We start from the raw sequence: 18,983 nt of genomic DNA, 5'->3' as shown, positions 1-18,983 counted from the left end.
GATGAGCGAGCCACTGCTGCGCGTGCAGGACCTGCACGTCGAATTCCGGACCCGCCGCGGCCAGGCGCTGGTGCTCAACGGCGTGGACTTCGAGCTGCGCGCCGGCGAGACGCTGTGCGTGGTCGGCGAGTCGGGCTGCGGCAAGAGCATGACCGCGCTCGCGCTGCTGCGGCTCATTCCCTCGCCGCCGGGGCGCATCCGCGACGGACGCGTGCTGTTCCAGGGCGAGGACCTGGTGCGCGCCACCGACGCCCGCATGCGCGAGGTGCGCGGCAACCGCATCTCGATGATCTTCCAGGAACCGATGACCTCGCTGAACCCGGTGTTCAGCGTGGGCGACCAGATCGGCGAATCGCTGCGGCTGCATGCGGGCCTCGATGCGCGGGCCGCGCGCGAACGCGCCATCGAGATGCTGCGCCAGGTCGGCATCCCGGCGCCCGAGCGGCGCGTGGACGAGTATCCGCACCAGCTCTCGGGCGGCATGCGCCAGCGCGTGATGATCGCGATGGCGCTGGCGTGCCGGCCCGACATCCTGATCGCCGACGAACCCACCACCGCGCTCGACGTGACGGTGCAGGCGCAGATCTTCGACCTGCTGCGCGAGTTGCAGCGCGAGAAGGGCACGGCGATCCTGCTGATCACGCACGACATGGGCGCGGTGGCCGAGATGGCCGACCGCGTGATGGTGATGTACGCGGGCCGCGTGATCGAGCAGGGCAGCGCCGACCAGGTGCTGTCCGCGCCCGGCCATCCCTACACGCGCGGCCTCATCGACTGCCTGCCCGAGCTCGGCAGCAGCGCGGCCTTCGACGACGACACGCGCGAGGACCTGGCCGAGATCCCCGGCGTCGTGCCTTCGATCTGGGAACTGGGCAGCGGCTGCGCCTTCCGCGAGCGCTGCCGGCATGCCATGCCGCGCTGCGCGCACGAGGTGCCGCCGATGTTCGCGCTGGCCGGCGATGGCGATGGCGGCGCGTCGCATGGCGCGGCCTGCTGGCTGCATGCCGAGGCGCTGGCGGAGGAGGTCGCATGAGCCTGATCGAACCGGCGGACACGCTGCTCGCGGTCGACGACCTGCAGGTGCACTTCCCGCGCGCCAGGGCCGGCTGGGGCCGCAAGCCCGAGGTGGTGAAGGCGGTGGACGGCGTGTCCTTTGAGATCCGCCGCGGCCGCACGCTCGCGGTGGTCGGCGAATCGGGCTCGGGCAAGACCACCACCGCGCTCGCCGTTATGCGGCTGTCGCCGCTGACGGGCGGGCGCATCCGGCTCGGCGACACCGACCTCGGCGCGCTCGAGGGCGAGGCGCTGCGCCGTTCGCGCACGCGCATGCAGATCATCTTCCAGGATCCGTTCTCCTCGCTCAACCCGCGCGAGCGCGCCGGTGCCGCGGTGCGCGCGCCGCTCGACCTGATGCAGGTGGGCACGCCCGAGCAGCGCACGCGCCGCGTGGCCGAGCTGTTCGAGGCCGTGGGCTTGCGGCCCGAGCAGCAGCAGCTGTTTCCGCACCAGTTCTCGGGTGGCCAGCGACAGCGCATCAATATCGCGCGCGCGCTCGCCACCAATCCCGAGCTCGTGGTCTGCGACGAGCCGGTGTCGGCGCTCGACATCGCGATCCGCGCGCAGATCCTCAACCTGCTCGCGCGGCTGCAGCGCGAACTGGGCCTGACCTACCTGTTCATCTCGCACGACATGGCGGTGGTCGAGCACATCTGCGACGACATCGCCGTGATGTACCTGGGCCAGATCGTGGAGCGCGCGCCGCGGCGCGCCTTCTTCGCGCAGCCGCTGCATCCCTACAGCGTGGCGCTGATGTCGGCCGTGCCCACCGTGGGCGGCGGCCGGCGCCGCGCCGCCGGCCGCATCAAGCTCACGGGCGATCCGCCGAGCCCGATCGATCCGCCGCACGGCTGCCGCTTCGCCGGCCGCTGCCCGGTGGCCGAGCCGGCCTGCGCGGCCGAGCCGCCGCCGCTGCGCGAGGTGGTGCCCGGCCACTGGGTGCGCTGCCGCCGCGTCGGGTTGGCCGACGGCCTGCCGCTGCCGCCCCTGCGCCTGCAGGCCGATTGAATCCGCGCGAACATCGCGTCGCGCCCCGTCCATCCTCCTTCCCGAATCCATGACCGCCACCACCGTCTACAGCGCCCGCAAGATCCTCACGATGAACCCGATGCAGCCCGAGGCCACTCATGTCGCGGTGCGCGACGGGCGCGTGCTCGCGGTCGGCTCGCTCGACGACGTGCGCGCCTGGGGCGACTTCGCGCTCGACGAGCGCTTCGCGTCCAAGGTGCTGATGCCGGGGCTGGTCGAGGGCCACTGCCACCTCAAGGAAGGCAGCATGTGGGACTGGGCGTACCTCGGCTGGTTCGACCGGCGCGATCCGCAGGGCAAGGTCTGGAGCGGCCTGCGCTCGATGGAGGCCGTGGTCGCGCGGCTGGCCGAGATCGCCGCGCGCATGCAGGCCGAGGGCCGGCCCGAGTCCGAGCCGCTGGTGGCCTGGGGCTTCGATCCGATCTACTTCGGCGGCGAGCGCATGACGGTGGAACACGTCGACCGCGCGAGCGCCACGCGGCCGATCGTCATCGGCCATGCCAACGGCCACCTGATGAACGTCAACAGCGCGATGCTGCGCATCGCCGACATCACGCGCGACAACGAGGTCGAGGGCGTGGTCAAGTTCGCCGCCGGGCCGGCCGCGGGCGAGCCCACGGGCGAGCTGCAGGAACCGGCCGCGATGTTCCTGGTGCTGCGCAGGATCGGCAATGCCGGCCTGCTGGCGCCGATGACCGAGGCGGGCGTGCGCTCCTTCGCGCGGCTGGCCTGCATGCAGGGCGTGACCACCGCCACCGACCTGGTCAACAAGCTCACCGAGGAAGACTGCGGCGTGCTCGAGCGCGCCACCGGCGCCGAGGATTTCGCGGTGCGCATCCTGCCCGCGTTCCAGGCCTTCCACGGCACGCATGGCGCGGCGCAGGGCGCGGAGCATGTACAGGCGCTGATGCCACGCAACACCGACCGGCTGCGCTATGGCCTCGTGAAGATGATGCTCGACGGCTCGATCCAGGGCTTCTCGGCGCGGCTGCGCTGGCCCGGCCATTTCAACGGCGCGCCCAACGGCATCTGGGTGACCGCGCCCGCGCAGTACGAGACCGATTTCGAGACCTACCACCGCGCCGGCCTCACCATCCACACCCACACCAACGGCGACGAGGCCAGCGAGGTCGCGATCGACGCCATCGGCCGCGTGCTCGCGCGCGCGCCGCGCCCCGACCACCGCCACACGCTGCAGCACGGCCAGATGATCGACGCGCCGCTGTTCCGCCGCATGGCCGCGCTGGGCCTGTGCGCCAACCTGTTCGCCAACCACATCTGGTACTGGGGCGACCAGCACTACGAGATGACCATGGGCCCCGACCGCGCCAACCGGCTCGATGCCTGCGGCAGCGCGCTCGCCGCCGGCGTGCCGCTGGCGATCCATTCCGACGCGCCGGTCACGCCGCTGGGCCCGCTGTTCACCGCCTGGTGCGCGGTCAACCGCGTCACGCCCAAGGGCCGCGTGCTCGGCGCGGCCGAGCGCATCACGGTCGAGCAGGCACTGCGCGCCATCACGCTGGGCGCGGCCTGGACCCTCAAGCTCGATGGCGAGATCGGCAGCATCGAATGCGGCAAGCGCGCCGACTTCTGCGTGCTCGAGGAAGACCCGCTGGCCATCGACCCGATGCGGCTCAAGGACCTGCGCGTCTGGGGCACGGTGCTGTCGGGCCGCGTGTTCGAGGCATGAGCGCCGCGCGGCTGCCGCTCACGGTCGTCGGCGGCTTCCTCGGCGCCGGCAAGACCACGCTGCTCAACCGCTGGCTGGCCGAGGCCGAGGGCCTGCGCATGGCGGTGCTGGTCAACGACTTCGGCGCGCTCAACATCGATGCCGGCCTGATCGCCGCGCGCCATGGCGACACCGTCGCGCTCACCAACGGCTGCGTCTGCTGCCAGATCGGCGACGACCTCGGGCGCGCGCTGCAGGGCACGATCGACGCCCAGCCGCCGTTCGACGCCGTGGTGATCGAGGCCAGCGGTGTCTCCGACCCCTGGCGCATCGCGCAGATCGGCATGGCTGCACCCGAGCTGAGCCTGCAGGCCGTGCTGGTGCTGGTCGATGCGAGCGCGGTCGCCGCGCAGTCGCGCGACCCGCTGCTGGCCGACACGCTCGCGCGGCAGGTGAAGTCGGCCGACCTCGTGGTGCTCAACAAGACCGACATCGCGGGCGATGCCGCGCTGGCGGCCGCCACGGCCTGGCTCGACGCGACCGTGCCGGGCACGCCGCGAATCGCGACCACGCAGTCGGACCTGCCGCTCGCGCTGGCCTCGGGGCTGCAGGGCCAGGCCAGGCCGCATGCGCATTGCGATGTGCCGGGCTGCGGCCACGATCACGAGCACGCGCACCACGCCGACCATGGCGCGCAGTTCGCGACCTGGAGCGCGCGGCCCGCGGCCGTGTTCGCGCCCGAGGCCTTGCGCGCCTGGATGCGTGCGATGCCGCCCGGCGTGCTGCGGCTCAAGGGCCTGCTGAAGATCGAGGCCGAGGGCGGCGGCGAGGCCTGGTCCGAAGTCCAGTACGCAGGCCGCCACGGCATGCTGCGGCGGGCCACCGCGCCGCTCGATGCCGAAGGTGCCGCGGTGGTCGCGATCGGTCTGCGCGGCCAGTTGCCGACGCGGGCGCTCGAGGCCTTCTTCGGGGCCACGGCAGCTTCAGCGAATCCTTAGCCGCGTCGCGTCGGTTCGTGTTGCAATGCGGGCTTTTCGCCCGACGCGCACCCGCGCCATTGCACACGCCATGAACCCGACCCTCGTGATCCGCCCGCCCACGCGCGACGACTACGCCGACTGGAAGCCGCTGTGGGACGGCTACAACGCCTTCTACGAGCGCGAGGGCCCGACGGCCTTGCCCGACGCGATCACGCAGGCCACCTGGCAGCGCTTCTTCGATGCCTACGAGCCCGTGCATGCGCTCGTGGCCGAGCACGAGGGCCGGCTGGTCGGCCTCACGCACTACCTGTTCCACCGCAGCACCACGCGCATCGAGCCGACCTGCTATCTGCAGGACCTGTTCACGCTGCCCTCGCTGCGCGGCCAGGGCGTGGGCCGGCGGCTGATCGAGGGCGTGTACGAACGCGCCGCGCAGGCCGGCGTGAAGCGCGTCTACTGGCAGACCCACGAGACCAACCTCGCGGGGCAGCGGCTCTACGACAAGGTCGCGGACCGCACGGGCTTCATCATCTTCGCGAAGAACGTCTGACGTTTCACTGTTCGTGGCTCCACCGGTCCCAGGCCCGCATCGCCTCGGCCCGGTAGGCATTGATCTGCGACGGAAAGTGCACGAAGCGGCTGTCGCGGGTCGCGTAGATCGGCGCCGGCGCGAGCGAGATCGCGTCGACCACGTGCTCGGCGTTCTCCAACCCGAACCGGCGCATGCCCGCGAGCACGCTGGCCTGGTCGCCACCGCCCGCGTAGACGTTCGACTTGTCGAGCACGGCCTCGATCGCCGCGCAGACATGGTCGACGAACTGCCGCATGCGCGGCCCGGGCCTGAAGCCCATCAGCCCCGAGTTCGCGGGCCAGGCACTGTGGTCCATGCCGATCACGAAGTCGCGCGCGCCGAGCACCTCTTCCACGCCCAGGCGCTGGTTGATCGCGAGGATGTCGGCATCGATCCAGAACAGCTGCTCGTGCTGCGCCAGATGCTCGCGCACCAGGTGCATCTTGGCCCAGTTGGCCTGCACGCCGGCCGGCACGAAGGCCGGCAGCTCGCGGTAGAGGTGATGGCCATAGCCGTGGCGCTGGCAGTAGCGTGCGAGGTTGTCTTCGTGGATGCGGCCGTAGCCCGCCACCTTGGCGTCGTAGAACGAGACGAAGGCGATCTTCGCCTGCGGGTTCAGGTGCAGCTCGCCTCCCCGTGCCTCCTGCGCGGCCTGCTCCCATTGCGCCGGCAGGTCGAGCGGCCGTTCCTCCTCGAAGGCGCGCGCCTGCTCGAGCAGCACGCTGACGTAGCGGAAGTCGTAGCCATAGGTCGGCAGCCACACGCCATGCTGGCGTTCCCAGCGCGGCGCCGCATGCGCGACCAGCGGCACCACCTTCGGCAACTGGTCGATGGCGACGCGGCCGCCGCCGTCCCAGACGGCCTGGATGCTGCTGTAGTAGCCGTTGGCCAGGCGGTTCTCGAGCGGATGCACGGCAAAGGCCTCGCCCAGGTGTTCGCCGGCGGACTTGCCCAGCGTGTCCGGGTCGCCCGCCACGCTCACCGACACATGGAACACCAGCAGCCGCAGCCGCTCGCGGACCTCGGCGGTGTTGCGCAGGATCATCCCGCTCGATGTGGGCAGGCTGGCGCCGGGCTCCTGCGACACGACCACGAAGTCATGGCCCTGTGCCACGTCCTCGAGCTTCTGCCGGCCGTAGACCACCGAGAACTCGTCGAGCACCAGCAGCAGCCCGCCGTCGGCCAGCGCGAGCAAGGCGCCGTAGATCGCGTGGTACTTGTAGAGCTCGGCCTGCCGGTCGCCGAACACGTGCAGGCTGTCCCTGGCCTCGTGCGCATAGCCCCAGCGCGCCGCATAGGCCGCGTGGTTCTCGAGCAGGCCGTCGATCGGCCGGTGGGCGAAGACGGAGAGGATCGTGGTGGGGGAGGGCATGCGGGGGCGGCGAGTGGGGCGTGCCCCATTGTCGTCCCCGTGCCTCGACGCGGATCGCTAGCGCGACGGATGCTCGCAGGCCGCGGCCCGGACGCAATCGCCGGTCGTGCAGGTCGCGGCCGGTGCCTCGTCGCTGCCCGCATCGACCGATGCCGCGAAGGCCGCCACCGCGACCGCCGCGAGCAGCATGCGCCAGGCCTGCAGCAGGCCCAGCGCGCCGTGCCGCGCGAGCAGCCCGCGCGCGAACTCAGGAACGCTGCGCATCGCAGGCCTCCTTGCCCATGGGCGCGTTGCGCGCGCGGTTGAGCAGGTGCAGCTGGTGCTGGCCGACCTCGCTGCCCTGGCGCGCCGCCTCGCGCGCCCAGTGGCGGGCCTCGCAGCGGTCGGCGGGCACGCCGTTGCCGTACAGCAGCGGCCCGGCCAGCAGCACCACGCCGAGCATCTCCTGCGCCTCGCGATGGCCCGACGCGCCGGCCTCGCGCAGCAGCGACATCATCGAACGGTAATCGCGTGCGGACTGGGCCTCGAGCGCGAGCTGGAAGCGCTGCTCGGGCGTGACCGCCACGGCCGTGTCGCGCGCCGAGGCGCCGCCGGCCGCGGCGAACGCGGCCGCGAGGAGCATCGCGCGCAGGGCGCGGTGGGGGAATGGCGGGGAGAGGTGCATCGCGGGCTCCTTCGTGGCGTTCGGTGGCCACGATCTTCCCGCGCGCGTGCCGGCGCGTCGAACTGGAATTTCCGCAGCCGGCCTATGGCGCAGGCTGAGGGCACCAGGGCCTGTTCACACTATGCAAGGGGACCCCTTGGATAGTGTGAACAGGCCCTAGCCTAGAACTCGTTCTGGATGTTCTTGTAGCCCTGCACCAGCGCGTTGTTGGTGCGCACCACGTCCTCCGAGAACTCGCTCGCATCGACCGAGACGGTCGGTCGTCCGTCCAGGGCGGTCTCGGGCCCGATGCGCTCGGTGGAGCGCACGTAGAAGTTCGGCGGCAGCTCGCAGCCGTCGACCACCGCGTTGTAGCGCACCACGCTGCCGTCGCCGACGACGCAGTTGAACAGCACGCTGTTGAAGCCGATGAACACGCCGCGGCCCACCCGGCACGGCCCGTGGACGATGGCGCGGTGCGCGATCGAGGTGCGCTCGCCGATCGTGACCGGCGCGCCCGACTTGGAATGGATCACCACGCCGTCCTGGATGTTCGAGTGCGCGCCGATGACGATCGGATCGATGTGGCCGTTCGCGTCGGTCTCGTCGGCGCGGATCACGGCATAGGGACCGATGAACACGTTCTCCTCCACCACGACCAGGCCGCAGAGGATCGCGGTCGGGTCGACGAAGGCGCTCGGGTGGATCTGCGGCAGGTCGCCGCGCGGGTTCTTGCGGATCATGGGGAGTCTCGTCGCTGGTCGATGAACTGGGGTCGATCCAATAATGCCACAGTGATGCGTTAGTGACGGCCGACGCTCAGGGCGCCTCGCCCGCCTTCGCGTTCGCCCTGGCCTGCGCCTTCAGCGCCCGCGCCGCGGTGCGCTTGCCGCGCGCGCGGATGTTCAGCGCCTCGACCGCGAGCGAGAAGGCCATCGCCGCGTAGATGTAGCCCTTGGGCACGTGTTTGTCGAAGGCTTCGGCCGTGAGCACCATGCCCACCATCACGAGGAAGGCCAGCGCCAGCACCTTGACCGAGGGGTGCTTGTCGACGAAGTCGCCGATCGGCTTGGCGGCCACCAGCATCACGCCGACCGAGGCGATCACCGCGGCCATCATCACGGCGATCTGGTCGACCATGCCGACGGCGGTGATGACCGAGTCGAGCGAGAACACGATGTCGATGATGCCGATCTGGCCGATCACGCTCCAGAACGCGGCCTTGCGCGCGCCGCCGTCCTCGTCGGCATCGGGGCCGTGCTCCTCGCCGGCCTCGACCTCGAGGAAGATCTCGTGCGAGGCCTTGTAGAGCAGGAACAGGCCGCCCAGCAGCAGCACGATGTCGCGCCCGCTGATGCCCTGGCCGAAGACGTGGAACAGGTCGGCCGTGAGGCCCATCACCCAGCTCAGCGAGAGCAGCAGCAGCAGCCGCGAGATCATGGCGAAGCCGAGACCGAGGCGTCGCGCCTTGTCGCGCTGCTCGGGCGGCAGCCGGCCGACCAGGATCGAGATGAAGATGATGTTGTCGATGCCCAGGACGATCTCGAGGGCGGTCAGCATCGCGAAGGCGATCCAGACATTCGGGTCCAGGAGGAATTCCACGGTGTGCTCCCGGCAATGCGATCAGGGCGCATGCCGCTCGCCAGTGTGCAGCAGCGCGGCCGGTTCGCCAACAGGAAACGAACGATCAGTTCGCGAGCGCCTGCAGCTTCGCCCAGTCGCCGGGCCGCGCGCCGAGCTGCTCGGGCGTGGAACGCCGCGCGATGCGCTCGAGGAAGGGCTGCCGGTTGACCTGCGACACCGTCATGCCCTTGCCGCGCAGGAACTGCTCGTCTTCCAGTTCGCCGGCGATCACGCCCACATTGGTCCACTTCGCGCCGTCGACCAGCACCTTCTCGACCATCGCCTGCTGCGGCGCCGAGAGCTTGGCCCAGGCGGCCTTGCCGATCACGATGCCCAGCGTGTCGTAGACATGGGCCGTGAGCTGCACGTACTTCTGCACCTCGTAGAGCTTCTTGGCCTTCACCGTGCTCAGCGGATATTCCTGCGCCTCGACCTCGTTCTTCTTCAGCGCGTCATAGAGGCCGACGTAGGGCAGGGTCACCGGCTTGGCATCGAGCGCGGTGGCGAACAGCTGGTAGGCCGAGGCATCGGGCACGTGCAGCCGCAGGTCGCGGAAGTCCTCGGGCCGCGCGAGCGGCCGGTTCGAGGTGACCTGGCGCGCGCCGTAGTAGACCGAAGCGACCAGGTGGTTGCCGCTGCGCTCGTCGTAACCCTTCATGAGCTGGCCCAGCAGCGGGCTCGCGAGGTACTTGCGCACGTGGTCGAGGTCCTTGAAGGCGAAGGGATAGCTGCCCAGGCGCAGCGGCGCATAGCCCTCGGCCAGCGTGGCGGCCGTGACATAGGCGATCTGCACCGAGTCGTTGGCCAGCATCAACGGGTAGTCGCCCTCCTGCCCGAGCTTCGAGGCGGGCACCACCTCGATCCTGATCTTTCCCTCGGACTGCTCGGCGATCTTGCGCGCCGCGAGTTCGGCCTGCTGGTGGAAGATGCTCGAGGCCTCGTAGACATGGCCCCACTTGAGCTGCAGCACCTGCGCATGGGCGGGCGCCACGCCCGTGCCGAGCGCGGCGCAAGCGAGTGCCAACAGCCAGCCACGGGCGCGCTGCCGCGGCGTCGAAATCGTCATGGTGTCTCCCAGCGGTGCGGGGCATCGGCCCGGTGCCGCATGGTAGGCATCGCGCGCGCGGGCGCGATAGGGATTTGTCCGGCCTCGTGCGGCCGCCGTTTCGGCCGATGGGCGTTGGCGGCCCTAGCGCCTGCGCGCCACGATGAAGGCGCGCGGGTCGCCGCGCTTCGATCCATGGCGCTCGGTGGCGAGGAGCTCGAAGCCCGCCGCCTCGATCCGCCGGCTCAGCTGCGCCGTGTCGAAGACGGACACATGCGGTGCCTTGCCGAGTGCGCGGGCCGCGCGGATCGCGGGCAGCAGGAGCAGGCGCAGCAGCACCGGCATGTCGCCGAGGCAGGGCGTCTTGGACACGAACAGGCCATCGCTTGCCAGCAGCGCGTGGATGCCGCGCAGCGTGCCGGGCAGGTCGCGCACCAGGTGCAGGTAGTTGAAGCCCAGCACCGCGTCGAAGCGCTCGGCGCCGGCCGCGAGGTCGTCCACGGTCGCGGTGCGCAGCGCGAGGGCCGCAACGGGTTGGGCGGCCAGCTTCTCCTGCGCGATCGCGATCATCTCGGTGGAGATGTCGGTCGCGAGATAGCGCCGCACGCCACCGGCGAGCCGCAGCGCGGTGCTGCCGGTGCCGCAGCCCAGTTCGAGCACGCCGTGGTCCGGCCGCAGCAGGCCGCGCGTGCGGTCCAGCGTGCGCTCGTAGCCGGCCGGGTCCGCGACCGCGCCGCGCGCGTACTTGCGTGCGCCGCGGTCCCAGAAGCGGGTGTCGTCGGCCGTGCTCATGGTCGCAGCGCCTCGAGGGTGTCGCGCGTGGGCCCGTGGGAGCCCCATTGCACGCGCAGGCCGCTGGCGGCCTCCACGCGTTCGAGCCAGTCGCGCGTGTTCGCGACGCCGGCCTCCGAGTAGATCGGCCGCACGCGTTCGAGCAGGCGCGTCAGGCGCTGCTGATGGTCGAGGTCCGCTTTGGGCCCCAGGGCCAGCTGCGCGATGGTTTCCCCATCCGCATCGCGGTAGCCCTCGCACCAGCGCAGGCCCGCATGCCCGATCGCATCGAGATGGCTTGCGACCAGGCCGTCGAGCGGTCCGGCCGCGGCGATCGCATAGCGCAGCAGCACGGCATCGGGATGCCCGCGGCGGAAGGCGCCCTGCCAACCGGCGTCGGCGTTGTGCGGCTCGGGCAGCCGCGCGGCCAGCGCGGGATCGTGCGTGGGCAGCGGCCCGGCGCCATGGCGCGTGAGGTAGCTGCGCAGCACGCCCAGGTGCCGCATGGGCGGCGCGCCCAGGCCGGCGTCGCGCAGCACGGCCTCGACCGCGGCGGTCGAGACCGTGCTCCAGCTCGTGTGCGGATGGAAGCCGCGCCATTCGTCGAGCAGCACGCCCTGCGCGCCCTCGAACACCACGGCGCCGGGCCGCGCCAGTTGCTCGGCGATGGCTTCGATGCCCGTGGGCGGCGCGGCGCGCAAACAGGGTTCGATGGCCGCGAGCCAGCGCTGCGACAGGCTGGCATCGGCCAGCAGCGCCTGTTCGCGCTGCCAATCGGGATCGGGTCGCGGCGTGAATTCGCGCAGCAATGCGAGGCGCAGCGCCTCGAGCTTCTCGAACGCGAGCGCCGGCCGCAGCAGGTCGCCATAGCGCAGCGCGAGGCCGGGCGCGGCCAGTGCCTGGCGCACGGTCTCGCCCACGCCCACGCCGCAGCTGCCATGGGCCGCGTCGCCGCGCGCCCATTCGCGCAGCCGGCCCGCGGCCTGGTGGAAGGGCGTGGTCACGCGGCAGCGCGCATCGATGCGCAGGCGCGCGAGCGCGTCGGGCACGCCCTTGTCGCGCAGCACGGCGGCCTCGACGAGCAGTGCCGTGGGATGCACCACCACCGCGCTCGCGAGCAGCGTGGCGACGCCGGGCTCGAAGCTGCCGGCGCCGAACTGCGAGAAGGTGTGATGGCGCCCGTCGGCCCGCACCACGTTGTGGCCGGCCTGCGCGCCGCCGTTGAAGCGCACCACGGTGTGGGCGCGCAGCGCGGCGCAGAAGTGATCGGTGTAGAGGCCCTTGCCGCAGTCGCCGAAGCCCAGGCCCAGCAGCGAGAGATAGCGCGTGGCGCCGGTGCTCACGGCACGCGCGGTGGGGTCAGCCGAACAGGCGCTTCCACCACGACGAGCGCGGCGCCGACGCGGCGGCGCTCGGCGGCGCGTGGCGCGGCTTGTTCGGATCGAGCAGCGCGGCATAGCCGTCGAGCGCATGCAGCACGCCGTTGATGCGCGCCTTGTCGACGCTGCCGGTCGCGGCCATCACGCGGCCGAGCTCGTCGAGGCTGGGCACGGCCTTCTCGGTCAGCGCGACGATGCCCGCGGCCACCGCGCACGCGTCGTCGGGCGAGTCCATGCAGATCACGTGGTCGCCGAGCAGCTCGCGCCAGCGCGGCTCGCAGCGGCGGCGGCGCTGCGCGTCGGGGATCAGGAAGAACAGGTGGCAGGTCTCGGCCGCGGCCGCGATGGCCTCCTCGATCGGGATGTCCTCGTCGAGCTTCTCGCCGACCAGGCCCTCGATCTGGTGGCGCGAGACGGCCGGGTAGGGCAGCTCGTCGCCGGTCACGAACAGGTAGCCGCGCTTCTTGCGCTTGACCCAGCAGTCCATGTCGGTGTGCTGGGCGATCACGTAGAAGGCCAGCTCGTAGCTCTCCTCGCCGGTGCCGCCGCCGCCGCCCTCGAGGTAGCTCCAGGTGAGCCACTGGTCCATCAGGTTGGCGGTCGATTCGAACTGGCCCACCTGCAGCGGCGCGCGGTCGGAGGTGGCATCGCCGATCGCCATGAACATCAGCTGCGGATCGGCCACGCCGCAGTCGGTCAGCAGCTTCATGAAGGTCGGCAGCTCGCGGCGCGCCAGCGTCTGCGGGATGTCGCCCATCGAGCCCGTGACGTCGAGCGCGAACACGATGCCCAGCGAGTTCGGATGGTCGGCGTTGTCGCGCGCCTCGCGCACCTTGAGGCCGCGCGGGTCCATCAGCGGATGGGTGGCGGTCTGGGTGAAGACCTCGGCGCCCGACTTGGCGGCGCGGTCCGCGACCAGGGCCGCGTGGGCGGCGTGCGAATAGTTTCCGTAACCCATGGATGTTCCTCGTCGTGAAGAGAGAAGAAGAAAAAGCCGTCAGCCGCCGTGCGGTGCGGGATCGAAAGCAATGAACCGGGGCGCGCCGAAGGCCTCGCGCGAGGCCGCCGACAGCGCCTGCTCGATGCCGCGCGCGCCGAGGCGGCGGCATTCGCCGGGGTCCTCGCTGCAGCGGCGCAGCAGCGCGGCCAGCGGCGGGGGCGTGGCGGCGCCGGTGCCCGGTTCGCCGAGTCCCTCGTGGCCATGCAGCACGGCACGCACCGCCCAGGCGCTCTGCGCGAGGTCGTCCGCGGCCCGTGCCAGGTCGTGCCGCGCGCGTGACCAGCCGATCAGCAGCACGCCATGGTCGCGCGGATGCACCAGCGCATGGGCGGGCGAGAGGTCGCCATGCGTCCAGCCCGCGTCGTGCACGAAGGCCAGCACCTCGAGCATGCGGCGCCAGAGCCAGACCGCGTGGCGCGCATCGATGCCCTGCGGGTTGGCGCGCTGCACGTCGAGCAGGCTGCCCCAGTAGCCGGTCGGATGGCGCAGCACCAGCGCCTGGCGGCCGCCTTCCGATCCGCCTTCCGATCCATCCTCGGCGCCGGTCGCGCCCAGGCCCACGGGCTGCGGCAGCCGGCGCGTGAAATAGGCGGCGCCCGGCATGGAGAGCGACTGCAGGGCCTGCAGCGCGGCATGCTCGCGTGCCAGCGCCTCGGCGCCGTCCTTGTCGCGCGCGAGCTTGAAGGTCACGCGCTCGGGCAGGGCGCCGAGCCGTTCGGCCAGCAGCACCTCGCTGTGCTCGCCGGTGGCCAGTGGCGCCAGCACGCAGTAGCGCGCGCCGCGCCAGCGCAGCACGCGCGCGCCATCGGCGCCTTGTGCATTCGCGCGTTGCAACGCGGCGCGGAAGCTCGCGCGCTCGACCGTTTCCTCGCCACGCGAGATGGTCGCGCCGCAGTAGCTGCAGGTGACGGTGCGCCAGCGCGCCGCGCGCGGCAGCGGCGCCGAGCACTGGGGGCAACTGAGCGCGAGCAGCGACAGCATCGGCGCGCCCTCGCGGCCTCAGTCGTCGCTGCCGCTCGGCAGCGAGGGATCGCGCGAGGCGCGCACGCGGTCGATGCGGCGGCCCTCGAGCGCGGTCACCTCGAAGCACCAGCCGGCGCAATCGATATGCTCGCCCACCGACGGCAGGTGGCCCGACACCGACATCAGCAGGCCGGCCACCGTGTTGTAGCGGCCGCGTTCCTCGTCGGGCAGCTCGCGGATGCCCAGGCGGGCGCGCAGTTCCGACACCGGCATCAGGCCGTCGAGTTCCCAGGTGCCGTCGGGCTGCTCGTGGGCCCAGGCGTCGGTCTGCATGCCGGGCTGCAGTTCGCCGGTGATGGCCTCGAGCAGGTCGCGCGGGGTCATCAGGCCCTGCACCACGCCGTACTCGTCGACCACGAACACCAGCCGGCCGGCGCGCGCGCGGAACTGCTCGAGCAGCTCCATGCCGGTCAGCGTCTCGGGCACGAACACCGCGGCCGTGGCCTCCTGGCCCAGCGAGCCCACGTGGGCCGGGCCCAGGCGCAGCAGGTGCGCCACGCTGATCACGCCGACCACGTCGTCGAGCGAGTTGCGGCACACCGGGTACCAGGAATGCACCAGATTGAGCGCGCCCGCGGCCGCCACCTTCTGCAGCGCCTCGGCCACGCTGAACGAGGCCTCGAGCCATTCGATGTCGGCGCGCGGGATCATCAGCGAGGACAGGCGCCGGTCGTCGAGGTGGAACACGTTGCGCACCATCTGGTGCTCGTGCTGCTCGATCACGCCGGCGTCCACGCCTTCCTCGAGGCTGGCCGAGATTTCTTCCTCGGTCACCGAGCGGGCCGCGTTGGCATCGATGCGAAGCAGCTTCAGCATGGTGGCGGTGGCGCCCGCGAGCAGCCAGACGAAGGGCTTGGCGGCCTTGGCCAGGCCGTGCATCGGGCGCGAGACCCAGCGCGCCACCGGCTCGGGGTAGAGCTGGCCGATGCGCTTGGGCACCAGCTCGCCGAAGATGATCGTGAAGAAGGTGATGCAGGTGACGACCACCGCGGTCGACACCACGCTGGCGGTGCCCGCGCCCATGCCGACCTGTTCCATCCATACCGCCAGCGGCGCCGCGAAGGCGGCCTCGCCCACGATGCCGCTCAGCATGCCGATCGAGGTGATGCCGATCTGCACCGTCGAGAGGAACTGGGTCGGCGACTCCATCAGCTTGAGCGCCGCGGCGGCGCCCGTATCCCCGGTTTCGACCAATGCCGCGAGGCGCGCGCGGCGGCTGGTGGAAAGGGCCATTTCGGACATTGCGAACAACGCGTTGAGCGTGGTCAGCAAGGCCAGCAGGAAGACATCCATGTACGGGGGGAGAGAATGAGGAGATGGCACTTTACTTGATTGGCGACATCCAGGGCTGCGACAGCGCTCTCGGCCGGCTCCTCGACGAGCTCGCTTTTTCCCCCAGCCGCGACACCGTGGTGCTGCTCGGCGACCTGGTCAACCGCGGTCCCGAATCGGCCCAGGTGCTGCGGCGCGCGCAGCGCCTGGGCGGCGCGGCGCTCAGCGTGCTGGGCAACCACGACCTGCATCTGCTGGGCGTGGCGCACGGCGTGCGCAAGTCCGGCCGCAAGGACACGGTGGCCGAGCTGCTGGCCGCGCCCGACCGCGAGGCGATGCTCGACTGGCTGCGCCACCAGCACATGGCGCTGCACCGGCGCATCGGCTCGGGCGCGGCCGCGCGCGACCTGCTGATGGTGCACGCGGGCGTGCTGCCGCAATGGAGCGTGGCCGACGTGCGCGCCCACGCGGGCGAGCTCGAGGCGGTGCTGCGCGGCCCGAACCTCGGCGCCTTCCTCGCCACCATGTACGGCAACCAGCCCGATCGCTGGAGCGACACGCTCGAGGGCAGCGACCGGCTGCGCGTGATCGTCAACGCGCTCACGCGGCTGCGGCTGTGCACCGCCGACGGCACGATGGAGTTCGAGACCACCGACGGCGCGGCCGACGCGCCCGCGGGCTACATGCCCTGGTTCGACGTGCCGGGCCGGCGCACGGCCGAAGCCACGGTCGCCTTCGGCCACTGGTCCACGCTGGGCTGGGTGTCGCGGCCCGACCTGCTGTCGACCGACACCGGCTGCGTCTGGGGCGGCTGCCTCAGCGCGGTGCGCATCGGCGCCACGCTCGACGAGCGCGAGCGCATCCAGGTGAAGTGCGAGCAGGCGCAGAAGCCCGGCAAGGGAGGCTGAGAGCCCCCCGTTCGTTCAGAGCGGGTGCGTCATCAGGCTGTAGATGGTGCGCACGCCGCTCACGTAGTTGCCCAGCCGCAGGTTCTCGTTGGCCGCATGCTGGTTGTTGTCGGCATTCACCAGCGGGATGATCGCGAACGGCACCTGCAGCACCTTGACGATCTCCGCGGTCGGCACCGTGCCGCCCATCATGCGGATGCGCACCGGCGCCGGCGTGGCGCCGAAGCTGTCGGTCAGCGACTTGTAGGCCCAGCGCCCGATCGCCGAATCGATCGGCGCGCCGGCCGCGTCGGCGCCCTCGCTCTGGTAGCTGAAGGTCGCGAGCTTGTCGTAGCGCGCGCGGTCCTCGTCGCTGGGCGCGCCCTTCACCAGGTGGTAGCCCTGCCTGAGGATGTGCTTCTCGATCAGCGCGCCCAGGTAGGCGGCGTCGGAATCGGGCGTGGTGCGCAGGTCGAGCTCGGCCACCGCGCGGTCGGGCACGATGTTCGCGACCTTGTCGCCGACCGCCGCCGAGGCCATGCCGCGCACGTTGAGCGAGGGGTACTGCATCGCCTCCTGGTAGTTGGCGCCCACCTTGTCGGTGCGCGCGATGCCCAGACGGCGGCGCAGCGCGGTCTCGTCGTCGGGCACCGCCGCCATGACCTGGCGGTCGGCCGCGCTGATGCGCACCCGGTCGTAGTAGCCGGCCACCGTCACGCGGCCCTGCTCGTTCTTCATCGAAGCCAAGAGGCTCGCGAGCCGTTGCGCCGGGTTGGGCGCGTAGTTGCCGTAGTGGCCGCTGTGCAGCGGCACCTTGGCGCCGTAGACCGTGAGCCGGGCCTCGGCCGCGCCGCGGTTGCCGAACACCAGCGTGGGCCGGTTGGTGGCGTGCATCGGGCCGTCGTGGATCACGATGGCGTCGCAGGCCAGCAGTTCGCGGTGCGCCTGCATCACCTTGGCGATCGAGGGCGAGCCCTTCTCCTCCTCGCTGTCGAGGATCACCTTGACGTTGACCGCGGGCGTGCCGCCGACCGCCTTCAGCGCGTCGATCGCGGCCAGCATCATCATGATCGGGCCCTTGTCGTCGGCCGAGGCGCGGCCGAACACGCGCCACTCGGGATCGACCGGGCCGTCGAACAGCGGCGCGGCATCGATCTCCTCCCAGCCGCCGTCGGCCGCGCGGCGCTTGAGCACCGGCGTCCACGGGCTCTTCTGCGCCCACTGCGCGGGAATCACCGGCTGGCCGTCGAGGTGCATGTAGAACAGCACGGTCTTGCGCGCCGCGTCGCGCCCCGGCAGCTCGGCGTAGAGCATCGGCTTGCCGTCGTTGTCGAGCTGCCGCGTCGCGAAGCCGCGCTTCTCGAAGGCCTTGGCGAGCCAGTCCACGTTCTTGCGGATGTCCTCGGGAACGATCGCGTCGTTGGGCAGCGAGAGCAGCTCGAAGTACTCGCGGTAGCTGGCCTGCGCGTGGCGTTCGGCCTCGGCCTGCGGCAGGTCGGCCGCCTGGGCCAAGCCGGTGCCGGCGATCAGGGCGGCGGCCAGCAGGGCGAGCAGGGTCCGTGGGCGGGGCGCGGGGGGGTGGAGGAGCGGGAGGTGCATGCGCGGATCGTTCGGTGGGGGGAGGGAAGGAGGAAGGGGCTGGCCGGGTCGGCCACCGTGCAGCTTAGGCAGCCGCCCGCTTTTGAACAATTGCCGTTTTTTGGCGATATCTTTGCGTTTTCCTCAAAGCGAAAGCCAGCCATGACCGCCCACCGCCTGCAGGACACCGCCCTGCGCTACTTCCTCGAGGTGGCCCGCAGCGGCTCGCTCACGGTGGCGGCCGAGCGGCTCAGCGTCAGCCCCTCGGCCATCAGCCGCCAGGTGGCGATGCTCGAGGACCTGCTCGGCGTGCCGCTGTTCGAGCGCCATCCGCGCGGCATGGTCGCGAGTCCCGCGGGCGAGCTGCTGGCCGCGCATGCGCTGCATGGCGCGCTCGAGGCCGAGCGCGTGGTGTCCGACATCCGCGGGCTGCAGGGCTTGAAGCGCGGGCGGGTGCGCCTGGCCTGTTCCTCGGGTTTCGCCAACGAGTTCCTGCCGCGCGCCATCGCGGACTTTCGCGCCGAACACCCGGGCATCCAGTTCCAGCTGCGCGCCGCGCGGCCGGCCGAGGTGACCGAGGCGGTGCTGCTCGGCGAGGCCGACATCGGCCTGACCTACAGCCGCGCCGCGGTCGATGGCATCCGCGTCGAGCGGCGCCAGCCGGCCTCGGTGTTCGCCGTGATGCGGCCCGACCATCCGCTCGCGAAGCTGCGCACCGTGACCCTGGCGCAGATGCATCCGTACCCGATCGCGCTCTCGGGCGCCGACAACACGGTGCGCCAGCTGTTCGACGTGGGCTGCAGCCAGCGCGGGCTGGTGTTCGAGCCGATGCTGACCAGCAACCGCTTCGAGTCGCTGGCCAGCTTCGTGCTGCACGGCGGCGGTCTCACGATCGCGGGCGAGATCACGGTGCGCGACCGCGTGCGGCGCGGCGAGCTGCACGCGGCGGAGATCCGCGAGCGCGGCATGCGCGGCCGCGCGGTCGAACTGCAGACCCTGGCGGGCCGCACCCTGCCCGAGGTGGTGAAGACCTTCCTGGCCTTCCTCGGCGAGCAGCTGCCCGCGCCCGCCGCCGCCTGACGCGC

General features: G+C 71.6%; 19 protein-coding genes. 7 read left to right on the top strand and 12 right to left on the bottom strand.

All coding sequences use genetic code 11. The features are described 5' to 3' along the window. The first annotated feature begins 1 nt into the window (after position 1). The 5 genes from R0232_RS26580 (at position 2) to R0232_RS26560 (ending at position 5,284) form a co-directional block, all read left to right on the top strand. Positions 2-1,033: an ABC transporter ATP-binding protein gene (locus R0232_RS26580; protein WP_431510032.1), complete on the top strand. Its 1,032-nt coding sequence runs from the start codon at positions 2-4 to the stop codon at positions 1,031-1,033. Beyond that, a complete protein-coding gene (locus R0232_RS26575; protein WP_296783267.1) occupies positions 1,030-2,064 on the top strand; it encodes an ABC transporter ATP-binding protein in 1,035 nt (344 codons plus the stop codon). The genes R0232_RS26580 and R0232_RS26575 overlap by 4 nt, the downstream gene beginning before the upstream one ends. Before the next feature lie 49 nt (positions 2,065-2,113). Further along, positions 2,114-3,775, top strand: coding sequence for an amidohydrolase (locus R0232_RS26570; protein ID WP_431510031.1), 1,662 nt, complete (start codon positions 2,114-2,116; stop codon positions 3,773-3,775). Continuing rightward, positions 3,772-4,752: a CobW family GTP-binding protein gene (locus tag R0232_RS26565; RefSeq protein ID WP_431510030.1), complete on the top strand. Its 981-nt coding sequence runs from the start codon at positions 3,772-3,774 to the stop codon at positions 4,750-4,752. The genes R0232_RS26570 and R0232_RS26565 overlap by 4 nt, the downstream gene beginning before the upstream one ends. A 70-nt stretch (positions 4,753-4,822) precedes the next feature. After that, positions 4,823-5,284 (top strand): GNAT family N-acetyltransferase, encoded by a 462-nt coding sequence (locus R0232_RS26560; RefSeq protein ID WP_296783273.1) that lies wholly within the window; start codon positions 4,823-4,825, stop codon positions 5,282-5,284. A 4-nt stretch (positions 5,285-5,288) separates the two neighbouring features. Here the strand turns inward: R0232_RS26560 and R0232_RS26555 are convergent, their stop codons facing one another. The 11 genes from R0232_RS26555 to R0232_RS26505 all read right to left on the bottom strand — a co-directional run bounded on the left by R0232_RS26555 (position 5,289) and on the right by R0232_RS26505 (position 15,454). Continuing rightward, a complete protein-coding gene (locus R0232_RS26555) occupies positions 5,289-6,677 on the bottom strand; it encodes a hypothetical protein (protein ID WP_431510029.1) in 1,389 nt (462 codons plus the stop codon). A gap of 57 nt (positions 6,678-6,734) precedes the next feature. Continuing rightward, positions 6,735-6,941, bottom strand: a complete 207-nt coding sequence (locus tag R0232_RS26550; protein WP_057591944.1) for a hypothetical protein — start codon at positions 6,939-6,941, stop codon at positions 6,735-6,737. Next, positions 6,925-7,341 carry a sel1 repeat family protein gene (locus tag R0232_RS26545; protein ID WP_431510028.1) on the bottom strand — a complete coding sequence of 139 codons (417 nt, stop codon included), beginning with the start codon at positions 7,339-7,341 and terminating at the stop codon, positions 6,925-6,927. Before R0232_RS26545 ends, R0232_RS26550 begins: the two co-directional genes overlap by 17 nt. A gap of 161 nt (positions 7,342-7,502) precedes the next feature. Further along, positions 7,503-8,063: a carbonate dehydratase gene (locus R0232_RS26540; RefSeq protein ID WP_431510027.1), complete on the bottom strand. Its 561-nt coding sequence runs from the start codon at positions 8,061-8,063 to the stop codon at positions 7,503-7,505. 76 nt (positions 8,064-8,139) lie between these two features. Beyond that, on the bottom strand, positions 8,140-8,880 hold the full coding sequence (locus R0232_RS26535; RefSeq protein WP_209544237.1) for a TerC family protein: 741 nt from the start codon (positions 8,878-8,880) through the stop codon (positions 8,140-8,142). A gap of 127 nt (positions 8,881-9,007) precedes the next feature. Beyond that, the gene (gene dctP / locus R0232_RS26530) at positions 9,008-10,009 is read right to left on the bottom strand and encodes a TRAP transporter substrate-binding protein DctP (protein WP_208510985.1); all 1,002 of its coding nucleotides are present in this window, start codon (positions 10,007-10,009) and stop codon (positions 9,008-9,010) included. Positions 10,010-10,132: 123 nt separating this feature from the next. Further along, positions 10,133-10,780: a class I SAM-dependent methyltransferase gene (locus R0232_RS26525; RefSeq protein ID WP_431510026.1), complete on the bottom strand. Its 648-nt coding sequence runs from the start codon at positions 10,778-10,780 to the stop codon at positions 10,133-10,135. Beyond that, positions 10,777-12,102 carry an adenylosuccinate synthetase gene (locus R0232_RS26520; protein WP_431510025.1) on the bottom strand — a complete coding sequence of 442 codons (1,326 nt, stop codon included), beginning with the start codon at positions 12,100-12,102 and terminating at the stop codon, positions 10,777-10,779. Before R0232_RS26520 ends, R0232_RS26525 begins: the two co-directional genes overlap by 4 nt. A 16-nt stretch (positions 12,103-12,118) precedes the next feature. Beyond that, the gene (locus R0232_RS26515; protein WP_296783291.1) at positions 12,119-13,096 is read right to left on the bottom strand and encodes a VWA domain-containing protein; all 978 of its coding nucleotides are present in this window, start codon (positions 13,094-13,096) and stop codon (positions 12,119-12,121) included. A 39-nt stretch (positions 13,097-13,135) separates the two neighbouring features. After that, complete coding sequence (locus tag R0232_RS26510; RefSeq protein ID WP_431510024.1) at positions 13,136-14,119, bottom strand: protein kinase family protein; 984 nt, start codon at positions 14,117-14,119, stop codon at positions 13,136-13,138. Between the two features lie 18 nt (positions 14,120-14,137). Beyond that, complete coding sequence (locus R0232_RS26505; RefSeq protein WP_431510023.1) at positions 14,138-15,454, bottom strand: hemolysin family protein; 1,317 nt, start codon at positions 15,452-15,454, stop codon at positions 14,138-14,140. A gap of 23 nt (positions 15,455-15,477) precedes the next feature. Here R0232_RS26505 and R0232_RS26500 point away from each other — a divergent pair, with 23 nt between their 5' ends. After that, on the top strand, positions 15,478-16,341 hold the full coding sequence (locus R0232_RS26500; protein WP_431510022.1) for a symmetrical bis(5'-nucleosyl)-tetraphosphatase: 864 nt from the start codon (positions 15,478-15,480) through the stop codon (positions 16,339-16,341). 15 nt (positions 16,342-16,356) lie between these two features. Here R0232_RS26500 and R0232_RS26495 read toward each other — a convergent pair whose 3' ends face one another. Beyond that, positions 16,357-17,919, bottom strand: a complete 1,563-nt coding sequence (locus R0232_RS26495) for a M20/M25/M40 family metallo-hydrolase (RefSeq protein ID WP_431510021.1) — start codon at positions 17,917-17,919, stop codon at positions 16,357-16,359. 141 nt (positions 17,920-18,060) lie between these two features. Between R0232_RS26495 and R0232_RS26490 the strand changes: the two genes are divergently transcribed. Next, positions 18,061-18,978: a LysR substrate-binding domain-containing protein gene (locus R0232_RS26490; protein WP_431510020.1), complete on the top strand. Its 918-nt coding sequence runs from the start codon at positions 18,061-18,063 to the stop codon at positions 18,976-18,978. Positions 18,979-18,983: the final 5 nt, after the last annotated feature.

It is taken from the genome of Variovorax sp. DAIF25 (assembly GCF_050711835.1).
GTDB lineage: Bacteria > Pseudomonadota > Gammaproteobacteria > Burkholderiales > Burkholderiaceae_C > Variovorax.
Note: the sequence above shows the minus strand (reverse complement) of the source record. Positions and strands in the feature narration are given on the sequence as shown.